The sequence below is a fragment of the Nonomuraea sp. NPDC050404 genome (assembly GCF_040655495.1).
In the GTDB taxonomy this organism is placed as follows: Bacteria; Actinomycetota; Actinomycetes; order Streptosporangiales; family Streptosporangiaceae; genus Nonomuraea.
This window is the reverse complement of record NZ_JBFAKB010000020.1, coordinates 120,648-138,018: the sequence shown is the minus strand read 5'-3', so window position 1 is coordinate 138,018 and position 17,371 is coordinate 120,648. Positions and strand designations below refer to the sequence as shown.

Here is a 17,371-nt window from a genome sequence, read left to right as displayed (position 1 = left end):
GAGGAGGCGCGGTCTGATGTGACTGGGGCCGGTCGGCCGAAAGCGGGGCTGGTTGGGGCCGTGGGCAGGCGGCTGGGAGCAGGGGTGGCGGTGTTGTGGGCCGCCGCGACCGCCGCGTACCTGGCGTTGCTGCTCGCGCCCGGCGACACCGTGGACATCCTGGTCGGCGACGGGCCCGACACCCCCGAGATCAGGGCGCGGATCGTCGCGGAGTGGGGGCTCGACCGGCCCGAGGTCGTGCAGTACCTGTCCTACCTGTGGCGGCTGCTGCACGGCGACCTCGGCCGCTCCTACCAGCTCCAGCGCGGCGTCGGCGAGATCCTGGCCACCCAGGCAGGGCCGACCGCGCAACTCACGCTGGCCGCAGCGGGGACTGGGGTGGCGCTGGCCGGGATCATCGCGGTGGTCACGGCGGGCCGGGGCCGCTGGTCGCGCGGCGCGGCCTCGGCAGCCGAACTGGTGTCGGTGTCGGTGCCGCCGTTCCTGATCGGGATCCTGCTGCTGTCGGTGTTCTCCTTCACGCTCGGCTGGTTCCCAGTCTCGGGCGCGGAAGGGCCGCGGGCGCTGGTGCTGCCCGCGCTCGCCCTCGGCCTGCCCATCGCGGGCGTGCTCGGCCAGGTGTTGCGCGGCGGGCTGGAGCGGGCGCTGGAGCAGCCGTTCGCGGTGACGGCGCGGGCGCGCGGGCTGACCGAACGTTCCCTGGTCGTACGGCACGCCCTGCGGCACGCGCTGATCCCCGCCGTGACGCTGGCCGGCTGGCTGACCGGCGCGCTGCTGGGCGGCGCGGTGATCACCGAGGTGCTGTTCGGCCGGCCGGGGCTGGGCCAGGTGGCGATGCAGGCCGTGACCGGCAGGGACATGCCCGTCGTCATGGCCGTCGTCCTGCTGTCGGCCGTCGTGTACGTCACCATCAGCACGCTGCTCGACCTGGCCTACCGCGCCATCGACCCCCGAATCCGAGGCTGACCCATGGCCGTTCATGAGGCGGCGGCGTACCCGTCCGGCATCCTCCGGCTGTTCCTGCCGGTCGGCGTCCTGCTCGTGCTCGCGCTGGCCGTGGCGGTGCCCGGCCTGCTCACCGCCGCCGACCCGCTGGCCGCCGATCCGCTCAACGCGCTGGCCCCGCCCGGCGGCGGCCACTGGTTCGGCACCGACCATCTCGGCCGCGACGTGCTGGCCAGGGTCGTGCACGGCGCGCGCCACTCCATCAGCATCGGCGTCGCGGCGACCGTGCTGGCCGTCACCTCGGGCGTGCTGCTCGGCCTGGCCGCCGGGTTGTCGCCCAAGTGGCTGGACGAGGCGCTGGCCCGCTCGTTCGACGTGTTGTCCACCCTGCCCGAGCTGCTGCTCGCCCTCCTCATCGTGGCGATCACCGGCCCCGGCACCGGCAACGTGATCTTCGCCATCGCGGTCGCCCAGATCCCGAACTACGCCCGTGTGATCCGCGCCCAGACGTTCGTCGTGCGCCGCTCCGGCTACGTCGAGCAGGCCGTCACGTTCGGCCGCTCCCGGACGGCGATCACCGCCGGTCACGTCCTGCCGAACGTGCTCGGGCCGATCCCCGTGCTGGCCACGATCGGGCTCGGCCAGGCGGTCATCGCCAGTTCGGGGCTGAGCTTCCTCGGCATGGGCCCGCAGCCCCCGGCCGCCGAGTGGGGCGCGATGCTCTCCGAGGCTCGCAACTACCTGCGGGTGGCCTGGTGGGAGGCGGTCTTCCCCGGCATCGCCATCACGCTGACCGTCGCCTGCCTCACGGTCGTCGGCCGCCGCCTCCAGCGCCGCATCGAAGGAAGGACATGATGACCACCACCCACGACGAACCCGCCCCGACACCCGGGGCGGGCGAACCCGCCCCGACACCCAGGGCGGGCGATCCCGGGAACGATCTCTCCGTCCGTGGCGGAGACTCCCGTGCGGGCGGCTCCGGGGATCTCGCCGCCCCTCTCGCCGCCGTCGCGGACCTGCGGGTGAGCTTCGGCGGGCGGGAGGTCGTACGGGGTGTCTCGTTGTCGATCGCCCCCGGCGAGTGCGTGGCGATCGTCGGCGAGTCCGGCTCCGGCAAGAGCGTCACGGCGCGGTCCCTGCTCGGGCTGGCCGGCCCCGGCTCCACCGTGCGGGCCGCCCGCTTCACCCTGTCGGGGCAGGACGCGCTCGGCTTCGGGCCGCGCGAATGGCGGTCCCTGCGGGGCAGGTTCGCCGGGCTCGTGCTCCAGGACGCGCTGGTCTCGCTTGACCCCCTGCGCACCGTGGGCGCCGAGATCGCCGAGGTGCTGGCGGTGCACGACGTGGTGCCGCGCGCCTGGCGCATGAGCCGGGTGCTGGAACTGCTGGAGTCGGTGGGCGTGCCGGAGCCGGAGCTGCGGGCCGGGCAACGTCCGCACGAGTTGTCGGGCGGCCTGCGGCAGCGGGCGCTCATCGCCTCCGCCATCGCCGCCGAGCCCGAGCTGATCATCGCGGACGAGCCCACCACCGCGCTCGACGTCACCGTCCAGGCCCAGGTCCTGCGGCTGCTGGCCGAGCGCCGGGCCGCGGGCACCGCGCTGCTGCTGATCAGCCACGACCTGGCGGTGGTCGCCTCGATCGCCGACCGCATCCTCGTCATGCGCGAGGGCCGGATCGTGGAGGAGGGCCCGGCCGGGGACGTGCTCACCGCGCCCGCGCACGACTACACGCGCGGGCTGCTGGCCGCCGTGCCCTCCGCCGCTTCGCGCGGCACCCGGCTCACCACCGCGACCCCGCGTACCCGCCCCGCCCCGAACCCGTCCGCCCAGGTGCTGGCCGGCACCGGTCTCGGCCACTCCTACGGCCCCCGCCGCGTCGTGGACGGGGTCTCCTTCACCCTGCACGAGGGCGAGACCCTCGGCGTGGTCGGCGAGTCGGGCTCGGGCAAGACGACGCTCGCCCGCCTGGCTCTGGGCCTGCTCGAACCCGGCAGCGGCCGGGTCGCCCTGCACCAGCGGCTCTGGAGCCATCTCCCGGAACGCGCGCGCCGCCCCCTGCGCCACCGGATCCAGCTCATCTCCCAGAACCCGCTCGACTCCTTCGACCCCCGCCACACCGTCGGCCGCCTCGTCGCCGAGCCGCTGCGCCTGCCGCGCGGGCAACGCCGCGAGCGGGTGCTCGACCTGCTGGACCGCGTCGGCCTGCCGCCGGAGACGGCCGCCCGCCATCCCCGCGAGCTGTCCGGCGGCCAGCGCCAGCGCGTGGCCATCGCCCGCGCCCTCGGCCCCCGCCCCGACGTGCTGGTGTGCGACGAGCCCGTCTCCGCGCTCGACGTCTCCATCCAGGCGCAGGTGCTCGACCTGCTCGCCGACCTCCAGGCCGAGTACGGCACCGCGATGTTGTTCATCTCGCACGACCTGGGCGTGGTCCACCACGTCGCCGACCGGGTGCTGGTCATGAAGGACGGCCGGGTCGTGGAGGAGGGCGGCGTCGAGGACGTGTTCACCCGGCCGCGCCACCCGTACACGCGGGCCCTGGTCGCCGCCGTCCCGCGCATGCCCGTCGCTTGAAGGGTGGCGGATCTCCTGGTCCGGCGCGGTGGAACCGCTGCTCCCGGGCGGTTCGGGGGTCCGGCCGGGTGGCGCAATCCTACCGTTATCCCTATTTACCTACCAAAATGCTAGGTTGTCCTGGTGGGACCGGCTGGAGGTGGGACACATGGTGGCGATGGCACGGCTCAGGGCCGACCGGGCCCGGCAGGTGGCCGACCTGCTCAGGCGCCAGATCGTGCACGGGCACTTCGTACGCGGCCCGTTGCCGCCGGAAGCGGCCCTGGCGCGCGAGTTCGGCGCCTCGCGCAACACCGTACGCGAGGCGCTGCGCCTGCTGCGCGAGGAAGGGCTGGTGGAGCGGTGCCCGGGGGTGGGCACGACGGTGGCGGCGGAGAAGTACCCGCACGGCCTGCACCGGCTGCTCGGCCTCGCCGAGACCCTGCACGAGCACGGCCAGGTGAGCAACCAGGTCAGGACCATGACCCTGATCGAGCCGCCGGCCGCCGTCAGCCACCGGCTCGGGCTCCCCGAGCGGGAGCCGGTCGTCTACCTGGAACGCCTGCGCCGCCTCAACGGCCTGCCGCTCTCGCTGGACCTGACCTACCTGGTCCGCGACGTCGGCGAGCCGCTGTTCGACGCCGACCTGGCCAACAACGACATCTTCGTGCTGCTCGAACAACTCGCGGGCCAGCCGCTCGGCACGGCCGAGCTCACCCTGGAGGCGGTCAACGCCGACCCCCACACCGCCGCCGCGCTCGACGCGCCGCGCGGCGCCGCGCTGCTCATGGTCGAGCGGCTCACCCACCTGGCCGACGGCCGGCCCGTCGATCTGGAGTTCATCCGCTTCCGTGGCGACCGGCTGACCATGCGCGGCCATCTGAACCGCACCACCGAGGAGGCGCGATGAGCCTGATCAACCAGCGGGTCGAAGTACCCGTGACCATCGACGAGGCCCTGTGCATCGAGGGCTGCACGCTCTGCGTCGAAGCCTGCCCGCTGGACTCCCTGGCGATCAGCGACGAGACGGGCAAGGCGTACATGTTCGTGGACGAGTGCTGGTACTGCGGGCCCTGCGCGGCCAGGTGCCCCGTCGACGCCGTCACCATCAACATCCCCTACCTGCTGCGATGAAGGATTCCACCATGCGCCTCGCACCGGCGGCCCTCGCCCTGCTCGTCGCCGCGACCGGCTGCTCGGTCGCCGGCGCGGCGGGCGGCGGCGACGGCAGGACGACGGTCGTCGTCGGCTACCAGTCCAAGACCATCAACACGGTCACCGCGGGCACGCTGCTGCGCTCGCTCGGCTACCTGGAGAAGCGGCTCGGCGACAAGTACGCCGTGCGGTGGCAGGACTACGACACCGGGGCGCCCATCACCGCGAAGATGGTCGCCGGCAAGATCGACATCGGCTCGATGGGCGACTACCCGCTGCTGATCAACGCCTCGCGCACCCAGGGCGTGCCCGCCGCGCGTACCGAGCTGATCGCCACCACCGGCTACAACCTGCGCGGCGGACTCAACATGGTCGTCGTCCCGCCGGATTCCCGGGCGCGCACGCTGGCCGACCTCAAGGGCGCGAAGGTCTCCGCCAGCGTCGGCTCGGCCGGGCACGGCACGCTGGTGCAGGCGCTGGAGAGGGCCAAGGTGTCCGGCGTCGAGGTGGTCAACCACCAGCCGGCGGTCGGCGCCGCACAACTGGAGTCGGGTGGCGTGCAGGCTTATGCGCAGTTCGTGGCCTGGCCGGGCCTGGTGGTCTTCCAGGACAAGGGCCGCCTGGTCTATGACGGCTCCGCGCTGGACGTGCCCACCTTCCACGGTACGGTGGCGCGCCGGGCGTACGCCAAGGAGCATCCCGAGGTGGTGGACGCCTTCCTCAAGGCGCAGATCGACGCCACCCGCTACCTGCACGAGAACCCGCTGGCCGCGGCGCGGTCCGTGGCCGAGGACACCGGGCTGCCCGCCGAGGTCGTCTACCTCTACAACGGCCCCGGCGGCATCTCCACCTTCGACGTCACGCTCAAGCCGCAACTCCGGGAGGCGCACGAGCACGACGTGCCCTACCTCAAGCGCATCGGCACCGACTTCCCCGGGGTGGACGTGGCCGCCTTCGTCAACGACTCCTACCTGCGCAAGGCGTACGGCTCCGGGTACGACGCCGCCCGCGCCGACACCGCCAACCCCGCGAAGATCACCGGCACCGACCCGGTGTGCGGCGGCGTCGTGAGCGATCCGGAGACGGCCTCGGAGTTGTGGCTCGACGGCTCGGACACGACCAGTCCCGCCGCCACGCCCACCTGCCTGCTGCGCCAGATCGCCGCCGCCGCGGGGAAGACCGTGCGGGCCGCGTACGTGCCCGACACCGTCACCGGAACCCGCTGGTTCGCCGACCACGCGGTGTGGCTGCGCGAAGGGGACGAATTCCGGCCCTTCACCACACAGGACGGCGCCGACGCCTACCGGGAGGAGCACCCGGAGGCGCGGCCCATCACCTACGAGGACGCGCTGAAAGAGAGCGCCGCATGACCGCGCGATGGGCGATCAGGATCGCCTCCATCCTGGTGGCGGCCGGGTTGTGGCAGGTGCTCACCGCCACCGACGCCGTGCTGTGGCTCAGGTTCGACCGGCTGCCCACGCTGGACGAGATCGCGGCCGAGGCCGTGCGGCGGCTCGCGACCCCGCTCTACGCCCTCGACCTGGCGCAGAGCCTGATCCGCATCCTCACCGGCTTCGGCCTGGCCACGGTCGCGGGCATCGCCGCCGGCATCGCGCTGGGCAGGTCGGCCCGTACCAGGGACGTGCTGCTGCCGCTGCTGGAGGCGCTGCGGCCGATCCCGGCGATCGCGCTGGTGCCGGTGGCGATCCTGCTGTTCCCGACCGACGAGCAGGGGATCGTGTTCATCACCTTCGTCGCCGCCTTCTTCCCGATCACGGTCAGCACCAGGCACGCCGTACGGGCGCTGCCGACCCTGTGGGAGGAGGCCGTCAAGACGCTCGGCGGCCGGCGCGGGCACGTGCTCCGGCACGTCGTCCTGCCCGGCATCCTGCCCGGCGTGTTCGGCGGCCTGTCGGTCGGCATGGGCGTGTCGTGGATCTGCGTCATCTCCGCCGAGATGATCTCCGGCGAGTTCGGGGTCGGCTACCGGACCTGGCAGTCGTACACGCTCGTGGACTATCCCGCGGTGATCGTCGGCATGCTCACCATCGGGCTGCTGGGCTGGCTCACCTCCGCGGCCGTCGAGCTGGCCGGCCGCAGGGTCACCCGCTGGTTGCCCCGGGCGGAGAGGAGGACGGCGTGACCACGCTCGCGCCACCCGGGCAGGCGCGGGCCGGGCTCGGGTTCACCCTGGAAGGGCTGTCCCTGGGCTATGGGGGCCGGGCGGTCGTCCGCGAGATCGACCTGCACGTCGTGCCGGGCGAGGTGCTGGTCGTCGTGGGCGCCTCCGGCTCGGGCAAGTCCACGCTGCTGCGGGCCCTGGCGGGGCTGCTGCGGCCCGACGGCGGCAGCGTCCACGCGGACGGGGCCGAGATCGCCGGCCCCTCGGCCGAACGCGCGATGATCTTCCAGGACGACGGCCTGCTGCCGTGGCGCACGGTCCGCCGCAACATCGAACTGCCCCTGCGCATCCGCAAGGTCGGCCGGCGCGAGCGGGCCGCCGCGGCGCGGGCCTGGATCGAGCGGGTGGGCCTGGCGGGCAACGAGGACAGGCTGCCGCGCGAGTTGTCCGGCGGCATGCGCCAGCGGGTGCAGCTCGCCCGCGCCCTGGTCGCGGCGCCGCGCGCGGTGCTGATGGACGAGCCGTTCGGCGCGCTGGACGCCCAGACCCGCGCCCAGATGCAGCGCGTCCTGCTCGACGTGCTGCGCGACACCCGGGCGACGGTCGTGTTCGTCACTCACGACGTGGACGAGGCGCTGCTGCTGGCCGACCGGGTCGCCGTGCTCGGCGGGCAGGGCCTGCGCGCGCTCCTCGACGTACGCGACCCGGGCGACCGCGCCGGGCGGGACGTACCGCATCTGGGCGGGCACGACATCGACGACCGCGCCGGGCTGCGCGAACGGATCCTGAAGGAGCTGTAATGGAGATCCCCTCGATCGAGGACGGTCTGCGCCTGGAGTGCGAGGTGCTCGTCGTCGGCGGCGGCACCGCGGGCACGATGGCCGCGATCACCGCCGCCGAACGCGGCGCGAACGTGCTGCTGCTGGAGAAGGCGCACGTACGCCACAGCGGCGCCCTGGCCATGGGCATGGACGGCGTCAACAACGCGGTCATCCCCGGCAAGGCCACCCCCGAGGACTACGTGGCCGAGATCACCAGGGCCAACGACGGCATCGTCAACCAGAAGACGATCTACCAGACGGCCACCCGCGGTCACGCCATGGTCCAGCGGCTGGAACGCTACGGCGTGAAGTTCGAGAAGGACGAGCACGGCGAGTACGCCGTGCGCCGGGTGCACCGCTCGGGCAGCTACGTGCTGCCCATGCCGGAGGGCAAGGACGTCAAGAAGGTCCTCTACCGGGTGCTGCGCCGCCGCGAGATCCGCGAGCGGGTCCGCATCGAGAACCGCGTGATGCCCGTCAGGGTGCTCACCTCCGGCGGGCGCGCGGTCGGCGTGGCGGGCTTCGACACCCGCTCCGGGCGGTTCGTCACCGTCTCCGCCGGCGCCGTCATCCTGGCCACCGGCGCGTGCGGCCGGCTCGGCCTGCCCGCCAGCGGCTACCTGTACGGCACCTACGAGAACCCGGCCAACGCCGGCGACGGCTACGCCATGGCCTACCACGCCGGGGCCGAGCTCAGCGGCATCGAGTGCTTCCAGATCAATCCGCTGATCAAGGACTACAACGGCCCGGCCTGCGCGTACGTGGCCAATCCGTTCGGCGGCTACCAGGTCAACAACAAGGGCGAGCGGTTCGTCGACTCCGACTACTGGTCGGGCCAGATGATGGCCGAGGTCTCCACCGAGATCGCCTCCGCCCGAGGCCCCATCTACCTCAAGCTCACCCACCTGCCCGAGGAGTCCGTCTCCGCGCTGGAGAACATCCTGCACAGCACCGAGCGCCCCACCCGTGGCACGTTCCACGCCGGGCGCGGCCACGACTACCGTACCCATGACGTGGAGATGCACATCTCCGAGATCGGCCTGTGCGGCGGCCACTCGGCCTCCGGAGTGTGGGTGGACGAGCACGGCGCGACGACCGTGCCCGGCCTGTACGCGGCCGGCGACCTGGCCTGCGTGCCGCACAACTACATGATCGGCGCGTTCGTCTTCGGCGACCTGGCGGGCGCCCACGCCGCCGCCCACCACGCGGTGCCGGGCGAGTTGCCGCAGGACCAGATCGCCGGCGCGCACGAGCTGGTCTACCGTCCGCTGCGGCATCCGGACGGGCCGCCGCAGCAGCAGGTCGAGTACAAGCTGCGCCGCTTCGTCAACGACTACGTCACCCCGCCCAAGACGGCCGCCAAGCTGGACATCGCGCTGGAGAGCTTCGAGCGGATGCGTGCGGAGATCGCCGGGATGGGCGCGCGTACGCCGCACGAGCTCATGCGCTGCGTGGAGGTCGACTTCATCAGGGACTGCGCGGAGATGGCCGCGCGCGCCTCGATCACGCGTACCGAGAGCCGCTGGGGCCTCTACCACGAGCGCGCCGACCTGCCCGCCCGCGACGACGACACGTGGCTGTTCCACCTGAACCTGCGCAGGCGGGCCGACGGCGCGATGGAGTTCGTCAAGCGGCCCGTGGACCCGTACGTCGTGCCCGTGCCCGAGTTCGCCCCGGCCGCCGCGGAACCCGAACTGCTCGGCGCGCACACCTCGGCCACCGTGCGGCGGGCCGCCGCCGTCCGTACCGAACGGGCCGCCGTCGGCCGCTCGCCGCGCATCCTCGAACTGCACCGGCTGGCCGAGGAGCAGCCCACCGCCGGACAGCTCGCCCCCTACCTCGCCGACCCCGACCCCAAGGTCAGGCGGGCCGCCATCGCCACGCTCACCGAGACCGCCCCGGAAGGCGCGGGCGCGGCCCTGGCCGCCGCGCTGGGCGACGCCCACGGCACCGTACGGCGCGCCGCCGCCACCGCGCTGCGGGAACTGGTCGAGGTGCTGCCCGCCACCTCCGAACTCGGGGCCGCGCTCACCGAGCGGCTGACCGGCGAGGACGCCCTGGTCAGGGCGAGCGCGCTCGACGTCCTGCGCGCCCTGCGGCTGGGGGAGCGGCGCACGTTCGACGCGGGCCTGCGCGACACCGACCGCCGGGTGCGCATCGAGGCCATCCGCGGGCTGGTCTCGCTCGACGAGGCCGACCTGGTCGCCCCGGCCGCCGCCGACCCGTCGAGGGAGGTACGTGTGTGGGCGGCCAAGGGCCTGGGCCTCATCGGCAAGCCGTCCGCCGCGCTGACCACCCTCGCCGGCGACCCCGACCCGCTCGTCCGGGCCGCCGCCCTGGAGGCGTCGGGCGCGACGGGCGCGCCGCTGGTGGACCGGGCACTCCCGGCGCTGGACGACCCCGCCTGGCAGGTACGGGTCGGGGCCGTCCGCTGCCTGGCCGCCGCCGGCCAGGACACCGCGTCGGGGCCGCTCATCGGCGCACTCGGCGACGCCAACCTGGACGTACGCAAGGCGGCCGTGCTCGCGCTGACCCGGTGGGCGGGCGAGGCGAGGGTGGCCGACGCGCTCACCACGGCCCAGTCGGACCCGGACGCCGACGTCCGCGCCCACGCCCGCCACGCCCTGACACCCGGCACCGAGGCCGGGACCGGCCAGACTCCGGCCGCACGAGCCGGCGTCACGTTCCGGCCGACCAGGACCGCGTCTTGGTGATCATGATCGGTGGCTCGTGCCCGTGCCGTCCGCCGTGAACAGCGCCGCGAAGCGGTCGTAGTCGCGCATCATCCCGGCGTCGGTGAACTCGCCGCGCAACGCGTCGATCTCGACGCGGTCGGCGATGTTCCGCATGTCGTTCATGGATCTCCTCATGGCTTGTCACATCGGACACCTCCGAGGTGTCACCCTTACGACACCTACTGGCGGAGGAATGTGACCGATGACCGAGTCCGATCGGCTGGCGGAAGGCTTCGAGCAGAACAGGACCCGCCTGCGGGCCGTGGCCTACCGGATGCTCGGCTCGTTCGCCGAGGCCGATGACGCCGTACAGGAGGCCTGGTTGCGCGCCACCAGGTCGGACGCCGGCGCCGTGGACAACCTCGGCGCCTGGCTGACCACCATCGTCGCCCGGGTGTGCCTGAACGTGCTGCGCTCACGCAGGACGCGGGGCGAGGAGCCGCTCGACGCGCACGTCCCCGACCTGGTCATCGGCCGCATCGACGCGGCCGACCCCGAGGAAGAGGCGCTGATGGCCGACTCGGTCGGGCTCGCGCTGCTCGTGGTGCTCGAAACGCTGACCCCCGCCGAACGGCTGGCGTTCGTCCTGCACGACATGTTCGACCTGCCCTTCGACGAGATCGCCCCGATGGTCGGGCGTTCCCCCGCCACGGCGCGGCAACTCGCCAGCCGGGCCAGGCGCAGGGTGCGGGGGGCCGAGGCGCCCGATCCCGACCTCGGCCGCCAGCGGCAGGTGGTCGACGCCTTCTACGCCGCGGCGCGGTGCGGCGACTTCGACGCGCTCGTCGAACTGCTCCACCCCGACGTCGTGATGCGCGCCGACGGCGGGACGGCCCGCCCGGAGGCCTCCGTGGTGGTCCACGGCGCCGCGGACGTCGCCCGTCAGGCCCTGCGATTCCACCAGCCCGCCGCGGTGGCGCGGCCGGCGCTGGTGAACGGGGCCGCCGGGATCGTCTTCACCGTGGACGGGCGGCCGATCGCGGTCGTCGCGGTCACCGTCTCGGACGACAGGATCGTGGGCATCGACGCGCTCGCCGACCCCGACCGCCTCCTCGCGCTCGACCTGTCCGTCCTCGACCGCTGACGGAAGCAACCGCGCCGCGACGAGCTGTCCGTGCCCCCGGTGTCTGACCGGCGGCCCGCCCTACTCGTACGGCTCGGCCGGCGCACGGATCGGGTCGACACCGGAGGCGGCCACCTCGGGCTCCGTGTACGCCTCTGACCCCCTTGGCGGATGGGGGACCCAGGTGCCGGTGACCTGTACCCAGGTGTCCGTGCGCGGCGCGGGCGCGCCTGTGACGAGGACCCTCATCGCCATCGCGTCGGCGGCGCAGCAGCCGATCCGCATGCGCACCAGGTGCCACTCGTCGTCGCCCGGTGACGCCATGACGAAGCCGGTCAGGCGGATGGTCTTGCCCACCAGCTCTTTCGCGGGACCGTGCCAGGTGCGGTTGGCGAACTCGCTCATGCTGAGCACGTTCACGCGCCCCTTCTTCAGCGGAGTCTCGCGGGCCTCCACCACGTCGGGCGGGGGCGGATGAGGCTCGGCGGGGGAGGTCTGCCGGACCGCGTACGAAGTGAGGGGCGGCGGGGCAATGAGGAAGATCGCCAGGACCGGGACCATCAGCAGCCAGCCCGTCCGGCCCGCGGTGCCGTGGTCGTGGCCTTCGTCCGCCGGCTGGGGCTGGGGCGGGGGAGCGGGTTCGCGTCCGAGCAGTCGCGCCAGGTGCGCGTCCTCGGCGGCGCGGGCACGCTCCGCGGCCGTGCGGCGCTCCGTGTCGGCGCGGTGGCGCCGCTCCCGGATCGGCACGAGCACCGCCAGCACGACCAGTACGACGCCCGCGCCGATCAGCAGGGGCCGGAACCCCGGCCGGACGTAGTTCGCATAGTCCGCGGAGAAGACGGAGATCTTCAGCAGCGCCGCGCCGAGCAGCACGAACAGAGCACTGGGCGCCTGTCGACCCACGGCTCTGGCAAAGATGAAAATCATTTCCGCCATCTTCGCACAACTTGTGCCGAGGAGGAGCGACACACGGTGGAGCACATCGCCGGGGATCTCGGCGTCTCCCGCGCGACCGTCCACCGAGTGCTCGCACCGAATAATAAGACGTAGATTTCAGGACCAAATTTACGCTGGGAAGTGAAAGCCGCGTAATCGATCGGTGACTCTGTGAAACTGGGGCTCGCCATGCCCGGCAGCGCACGACTGGAGCCCCGATGCCCATGCCTCTGTCCCGTCGCGTACTACTCCGCGCGGGAAGCACCGCGGCGCTGACGGCGGGCTTCGTGGCACGCACCCCGGACACCGCGGCTCCGGCAGCGGGACTCGTGGAGCCCATCCCAGGCATGGCAGCCCGGACGGCGGGACTCGTGGACCCGGCCGTCACCTGGACGGCCGCTGCGGGGGCGCGGGTAACCATCCGCGAGGGCACGAACGTCGCCGCGGCACCCTCCCCTGACCGGTCCACCATCGTGATCGACCTGCTGGGCACCCTGTGGTCGCTCCCGATGACGGGCGGCCGGGCCACGCCGATCACCGGCGAGGCCATGGAGGCGACGCAACCCCACTGGGCCCCGGACGGCGACCGGATCGTCTTCCAGGGCTACGTAGACGGCAACTTCCACCTCTTCCTCATCAACCCCGACGGGACGGGCCTGCGGCGGCTGACCTCCGGCCCGTTCGACCACCGCGAGCCCCGGTTCTCGCCCGACGGCAGGCGGATCGCCTTCTCCTCCGACCGCGGCGGCCGGTACGGCATCCACCTCTACGAGATCGCCACCGGCACCATCACGCCCCTGCCGGGACGGCCGCCCGGCGAGGAGGGCACCCCGGCCTGGTCACCCGACGGCCGCACGATCGCCGTGACCACGACCGTGGGCGAAGGAGCCGCCATCGACGCCGTGGACCGTGCGGGCAAGCGCCGCCGGCTGGCGCACGTCGAGCTGGGCACGCTCGGGGCGCCTTCCTGGTCCCCTGACGGTACGACGGTGGCCTACGCCGTGTACCCGGGCAGCCGCCTGCCCGGCCGCGTCGCCCTCGGCCCCACCAGGCTGGTCGTCGGCGGCAAGACCGTGTCGGACGACGACGAGGACGTCTTCCCCTTCCCGGTCTCGTGGCTGTCACCACAGGAGATCCTCTACACCGCCGACGGCCAAATCCGCCGCCGCCACCTGCACTCCGCCACCACCGGCGAGGCCCTTTCCGGCATCACTGGCGAGGTCCGCCCTGGTGCCGCTGGTGAGGTTCATGCCGGAGTCACCGGCGAGGTCCGGTTCGCGGCCGAGGTGCCGGTTGGGCGTCGCCGTGAGTTGCCACGGCGCGGCAGCCTTGACCGGCCGGGGAGGCGGCCCGTTCGCGGCATCGTCGGTCCCGTACTTTCGCCCGACGGTACGGCGGTCGCCTTCTGTGCGCTCGGTGACCTGTGGCTCATGGGCCTGTCTGGACCCTCAGCGGGCGGGAAGGCGTCCACGCCTGTTCGGGGCGGTGGGCGGGCGCGGCGGCTGACCTCGGGTGACGCGTTCGTGACCGACCCGGCCTGGTCGCCGGACGGCCGCCGGCTCGCCTACACCAGCGATCGGGCCGGCAATCCGGACCTGTGGATCAGGGACCTGGACTCCGGTACGGACCGGCGGCTGACCGCGCAGCCGTACGCGGCCGTGGCGGCGGCGTGGTCGCCGGGCGGGGACCGGATCGCGTTCCAGGACCAGGAGGGGGCCACCTACACCGTCGTGGTGAAGTCGGGCGACATCAGGAAGGTCATGGAGGCGATCTGGCAGCCGGGCCGCCCCACCTGGTCGCCCGATGGTGACGTGCTGGCCATGGCGGCCGTCAAGCCGTACTCGAGGAGGTACCGCGAGGGCACCAACCAGATCCTCACCCTGGACCTGCGTACCGGAAAGATCGCCTATCACGAGCCCGCGCCGCACCGCTCCATCAGCACCCGCGGCTACGACGGGCCGGTGTGGTCGCCGGACGGCGGCCGGATCGCGTTCGTCATGGGCAGCCGGTTGTGGACCGTGCCCGTCGGCGCGTCCGGCCGCCCGGCCGGGCCCGCGCGGCGGATCAACGACGAGGTGACCGACGCGCCCTCCTGGAGCGGGGACTCCCGCACGCTGCTCTACCTGAGCAACGGCCGGCTGCGGGCCGTCCCGTCGAACGGCGGACGCCCGCGTACGCTGCCGCTCCCGCTCACCTGGGAGCCCGCCGTCGCCACGGGCGGCACCGTGATCCACGTCGGCCGGATGTGGGACGGGCGCGCCGGGAGCCTGCGCGAGAACGTCGACCTGGTGATCGAGGACGGCAGGATCGCCGACGTGCGCCCGCACCGGGGCACCGCAGACGTGGACGCCTCCGCGCTGACCGCCCTCCCCGGGCTGATCGACATGCACGTACACGCCCACATGCGCGGCAAGTTCCTGGCGAGCAGGCAGGGCCGGATCTGGCTCGCCTTCGGCGTCACCACGATCCGCTCACCCGGCGACCCGGTCTACCAGGCCATCGAGGAACGCGAGGCGGTCTCGGCGGGACGCAGGCTCGGCCCGCGCTACTTCGGCACCGGCGAGGCCATCGACGGCTCCCGCGTCTACTACAACTTCATGCGGCCCACCACCGGCCCGCGCGACGTGCCCAGAGAGCTGGAACGCGCCACCGGCCTCGGCTACGACCTGGTCAAATGCTACGTACGGCTGCCCGCGCGGGCCCAGCGCCAGGTGATCGCCACCGCGCACCGGGCGGGGATGTGGGTCACCTCGCACTACCTGTACCCGGCCGCGCGCCACGGCATCGACGGCATGGAACACCTTGGGGCGACCAGCCGGCTCGGCTACTCCCAGACGGTGACCAGACGCGGGCGCGCCTACCAGGACGTCGTCGCCCTGTTCGGGGCGAGCGGCATGAGCGTGACGCCGACCCTGTTCCTCGCCTCGGGACTGCTCGCCAAGGACTCCGCCCTCGCCAAGGACCCCTCCCTTGCCAAGGATCCTGCCCTCGCCAAGGACGCCTCTCTCGCCGGGGACAAGCGGGTGCGCGCCCTCTACCCCCGCTGGGAGCTGAAGGCCCTCGACGAGCACGTGGCCTCCCTCCGGAAGCTCCCGTCCGCGAGCCTCACCGCGCTGCTCGACGTGCTGAGGGCCAACGTCACCACGGTCAGGCGCATCCAGGAGGCGGGCGGCGTGGTCATCTCCGGCACCGACGCCCCGATCGACCACCTCGGGCTGAGCCTGCACCTCAACCTGCGCGCGCTCGTCGCCTACGGCATGAGCCCGCGCGCCGCCCTCATGACCGCCACCAGCGACGCCGCCAAGGTGCTCGGCGTGGGCGGCCAACTGGGCACGATCGAGCGGGGGAAGCTGGCCGACCTGGTCTTCGTCGAAGGCGACCCGCTCACCGACATCGCCGCCGCGGCCGACGTACGCATGGTGATGGCGGGCGGCGTACTACACAAAACCGGCGACCTCACCGCGAGGGCGGACAAGACCCGCGCGTCCGCGACCAACCGCGAACTGCGCCCGCTGGCCACCACGGGCCCGTGGTGGCACGAGGACAGCGGCTCGGCGAAGAGCTGCTGCTGATCAGGGAGCGGGCAACGGGTGGTCGTTGATTCGCGGGCGGGCGATGCGGGCCCACCACAGGAGCACGGCCGCGCAGCCGCACTCGGCGATGAACCACATGGGCGCGCGGGCCAGCGGGGGTCTGAAGTCCGTGGCTTCGCCCGCCGCAGAGAAGACCAGGGCGGGCTCTCCGTACGGGGGGAAGACGAGCATGCCGGTGGCGACGGTGACGGCGGTCAGGAGCAGCGCGCCCATGGCCGTCAGGAAGGCGATCCGGGTGCCCCGGTACGCCGCGAACAACACCACCACGGCCAGGCCGCCGAACGCGGTGAAGAGCTCGAAGGTCCGCCACAACATCGCCGCGGCATCCCCGGCCTGCCCGTCCAGCCACCCCCGGGGCATCCGCGGGACGGCGAAGTACTTGTTGCCCTGCAGCGGGGCGCCCAAGCCGGGGATCAGCACCACCGCGCAGGCGGCGAACCCGGCGCGGGCGGCGAGCGGCGACCCGGCGGTGAACGCGGGCGGCACGGCGAGCAGCGGCGGGGACGGAGTCTGCCGGGCGTGCGGGTCGGCGAGATCGTTGGCGGACCGGGCCAGCCAGGCCACCAGCAGGATCTCGGTGGCCACCGAGAGTTCTCCGCTGACGTCGCCGAAGCCACCCAGGAGTTCCATGAGGAGGAGCACCGGCAGGAGCAGGACCGGCGCCAGCAGGTAGCCGGCGCCGTACCAGACGGTCGCCCGCCGGAATCGGCCGTCCTGCCACTGGGCGACCAGGGCCATGATCAGCCAGAACAGTGCGGCCAGGCCGCCGAGTCCCGCGATGTCGGCGGTGCTTTCACCGGCCCGCAGGTCGAGCTCGTCGAACACCGCTCCGGCCGCCACCGCGAGATAGCTCAGCACGCCTGCCGCCGTGGCGAGGTCCGCCAGGCGGACGGTGCGTCGCAGCACCGGCTGGAACAGCACCACGACGACGGCCATGACCAGCGAGTCGAAGACCTGCGCCCACCAGGGCCAGATGGGCAGGACCGCGTAGAGCAGCCAGGTCGCCACCGCCGCGTACAGCGCGGCCCGCAGCCGGCGCACGTCCCTGCCCGCCGCGGGCCGCGCCCCCTTTACCGGGCCGCGCAGGCTCTGCCAGAGCACCCAGGCCGAGAGCACGCCCAGGAGCACCAGAGCCAACACGTTCTGCCAGGTGACTGAGGTGTCGTCGGGCACCTCGTAGAGCAACGTCAGCCGCCACAGTGGGCCGAGGTCGCCGCCGTTCAGCGCGAGTACGACGGAGACGGTGACGGCGATCGCGTAGGCGCCCGTGATGAGCAGGGCGGGGACGGCTAATCGGTATCGGAGCATGTGACTCTCCCAGGGATCGAGCGTAGGGGGCGCCTCACCCTAGCGACCTCCGGCAACAGAGTCGATCTTCGTTGCGGCGTACGGCGCGAGCCATCGGAGCGACGCGCTGGCGCAGGCCGCCTGAGCCCAGCAGTGCGGTCTCGTGAA

At 73.1% G+C, this 17,371-nt stretch carries 14 protein-coding genes; 11 read left to right on the top strand and 3 right to left on the bottom strand.

All coding sequences use genetic code 11. The annotated features are described in order from the left end of the window. Positions 1-60: 60 nt before the first annotated feature. The 9 genes from AB0I81_RS42870 to AB0I81_RS42830 all read left to right on the top strand — a co-directional run bounded on the left by AB0I81_RS42870 (position 61) and on the right by AB0I81_RS42830 (position 10,303). Positions 61-966, top strand: coding sequence for an ABC transporter permease (locus AB0I81_RS42870; protein WP_360670060.1), 906 nt, complete (start codon positions 61-63; stop codon positions 964-966). 3 nt (positions 967-969) lie between these two features. After that, positions 970-1,800 (top strand): ABC transporter permease, encoded by an 831-nt coding sequence (locus AB0I81_RS42865; RefSeq protein ID WP_360670058.1) that lies wholly within the window; start codon positions 970-972, stop codon positions 1,798-1,800. Beyond that, the gene (locus AB0I81_RS42860) at positions 1,797-3,512 is read left to right on the top strand and encodes an ABC transporter ATP-binding protein (protein WP_360670055.1); all 1,716 of its coding nucleotides are present in this window, start codon (positions 1,797-1,799) and stop codon (positions 3,510-3,512) included. Before AB0I81_RS42865 ends, AB0I81_RS42860 begins: the two co-directional genes overlap by 4 nt. A 115-nt stretch (positions 3,513-3,627) precedes the next feature. Continuing rightward, positions 3,628-4,401, top strand: coding sequence for a GntR family transcriptional regulator (locus tag AB0I81_RS42855; protein ID WP_360670052.1), 774 nt, complete (start codon positions 3,628-3,630; stop codon positions 4,399-4,401). Beyond that, complete coding sequence (locus tag AB0I81_RS42850; protein WP_360670049.1) at positions 4,398-4,625, top strand: 4Fe-4S dicluster domain-containing protein; 228 nt, start codon at positions 4,398-4,400, stop codon at positions 4,623-4,625. Before AB0I81_RS42855 ends, AB0I81_RS42850 begins: the two co-directional genes overlap by 4 nt. Before the next feature lie 11 nt (positions 4,626-4,636). Next, positions 4,637-6,016 (top strand): ABC transporter substrate-binding protein, encoded by a 1,380-nt coding sequence (locus tag AB0I81_RS42845; protein ID WP_360670046.1) that lies wholly within the window; start codon positions 4,637-4,639, stop codon positions 6,014-6,016. After that, complete coding sequence (locus tag AB0I81_RS42840) at positions 6,013-6,789, top strand: ABC transporter permease (protein WP_360670043.1); 777 nt, start codon at positions 6,013-6,015, stop codon at positions 6,787-6,789. The genes AB0I81_RS42845 and AB0I81_RS42840 overlap by 4 nt, the downstream gene beginning before the upstream one ends. Continuing rightward, the gene (locus tag AB0I81_RS42835; protein WP_360670040.1) at positions 6,786-7,568 is read left to right on the top strand and encodes an ATP-binding cassette domain-containing protein; all 783 of its coding nucleotides are present in this window, start codon (positions 6,786-6,788) and stop codon (positions 7,566-7,568) included. The genes AB0I81_RS42840 and AB0I81_RS42835 overlap by 4 nt, the downstream gene beginning before the upstream one ends. Further along, positions 7,568-10,303 (top strand): fumarate reductase/succinate dehydrogenase flavoprotein subunit, encoded by a 2,736-nt coding sequence (locus AB0I81_RS42830; RefSeq protein ID WP_360670037.1) that lies wholly within the window; start codon positions 7,568-7,570, stop codon positions 10,301-10,303. Before AB0I81_RS42835 ends, AB0I81_RS42830 begins: the two co-directional genes overlap by 1 nt. Here AB0I81_RS42830 and AB0I81_RS42825 read toward each other — a convergent pair whose 3' ends face one another. Then, positions 10,304-10,447 carry a hypothetical protein gene (locus tag AB0I81_RS42825; protein ID WP_360670034.1) on the bottom strand — a complete coding sequence of 48 codons (144 nt, stop codon included), beginning with the start codon at positions 10,445-10,447 and terminating at the stop codon, positions 10,304-10,306. It abuts the gene before it with no gap. A gap of 79 nt (positions 10,448-10,526) precedes the next feature. Between AB0I81_RS42825 and sigJ the strand changes: the two genes are divergently transcribed. Then, positions 10,527-11,408: an RNA polymerase sigma factor SigJ gene (gene sigJ / locus AB0I81_RS42820; RefSeq protein ID WP_360670030.1), complete on the top strand. Its 882-nt coding sequence runs from the start codon at positions 10,527-10,529 to the stop codon at positions 11,406-11,408. Positions 11,409-11,468: 60 nt separating this feature from the next. On the opposite strand, the gene AB0I81_RS42815 is transcribed toward sigJ, so the two are convergent. After that, positions 11,469-12,314: a TIGR03943 family protein gene (locus tag AB0I81_RS42815; RefSeq protein ID WP_360670028.1), complete on the bottom strand. Its 846-nt coding sequence runs from the start codon at positions 12,312-12,314 to the stop codon at positions 11,469-11,471. A gap of 356 nt (positions 12,315-12,670) precedes the next feature. On the opposite strand from AB0I81_RS42815, the gene AB0I81_RS42810 reads away from it, so the two are divergent. Then, positions 12,671-15,895, top strand: a complete 3,225-nt coding sequence (locus tag AB0I81_RS42810; RefSeq protein WP_360670025.1) for an amidohydrolase family protein — start codon at positions 12,671-12,673, stop codon at positions 15,893-15,895. Here the strand turns inward: AB0I81_RS42810 and AB0I81_RS42805 are convergent, their stop codons facing one another. After that, positions 15,896-17,224: a hypothetical protein gene (locus AB0I81_RS42805; RefSeq protein WP_360670022.1), complete on the bottom strand. Its 1,329-nt coding sequence runs from the start codon at positions 17,222-17,224 to the stop codon at positions 15,896-15,898. Positions 17,225-17,371 lie beyond the last annotated feature (147 nt).

Bases quoted from the DNA above. Each gene is read 5' to 3' on its own strand.
- AB0I81_RS42865 (WP_360670058.1), top strand. From the start codon at position 970: ATGGCCGTTCATGAGGCGGCGGCGTACCCGTCCGGCATCCTCCGGCTG.
- AB0I81_RS42860 (WP_360670055.1), top strand. From the start codon at position 1,797: ATGATGACCACCACCCACGACGAACCCGCCCCGACACCCGGGGCGGGC.
- AB0I81_RS42850 (WP_360670049.1), top strand. From the start codon at position 4,398: ATGAGCCTGATCAACCAGCGGGTCGAAGTACCCGTGACCATCGACGAG.
- AB0I81_RS42845 (WP_360670046.1), top strand. From the start codon at position 4,637: ATGCGCCTCGCACCGGCGGCCCTCGCCCTGCTCGTCGCCGCGACCGGC.
- AB0I81_RS42840 (WP_360670043.1), top strand. From the start codon at position 6,013: ATGACCGCGCGATGGGCGATCAGGATCGCCTCCATCCTGGTGGCGGCC.
- AB0I81_RS42830 (WP_360670037.1), top strand. From the start codon at position 7,568: ATGGAGATCCCCTCGATCGAGGACGGTCTGCGCCTGGAGTGCGAGGTG.
- AB0I81_RS42825 (WP_360670034.1), bottom strand. From the start codon at position 10,447: ATGAACGACATGCGGAACATCGCCGACCGCGTCGAGATCGACGCGTTG.
- sigJ (WP_360670030.1), top strand. From the start codon at position 10,527: ATGACCGAGTCCGATCGGCTGGCGGAAGGCTTCGAGCAGAACAGGACC.
- AB0I81_RS42815 (WP_360670028.1), bottom strand. From the start codon at position 12,314: ATGATTTTCATCTTTGCCAGAGCCGTGGGTCGACAGGCGCCCAGTGCT.
- AB0I81_RS42810 (WP_360670025.1), top strand. From the start codon at position 12,671: ATGGCAGCCCGGACGGCGGGACTCGTGGACCCGGCCGTCACCTGGACG.
- AB0I81_RS42805 (WP_360670022.1), bottom strand. From the start codon at position 17,224: ATGCTCCGATACCGATTAGCCGTCCCCGCCCTGCTCATCACGGGCGCC.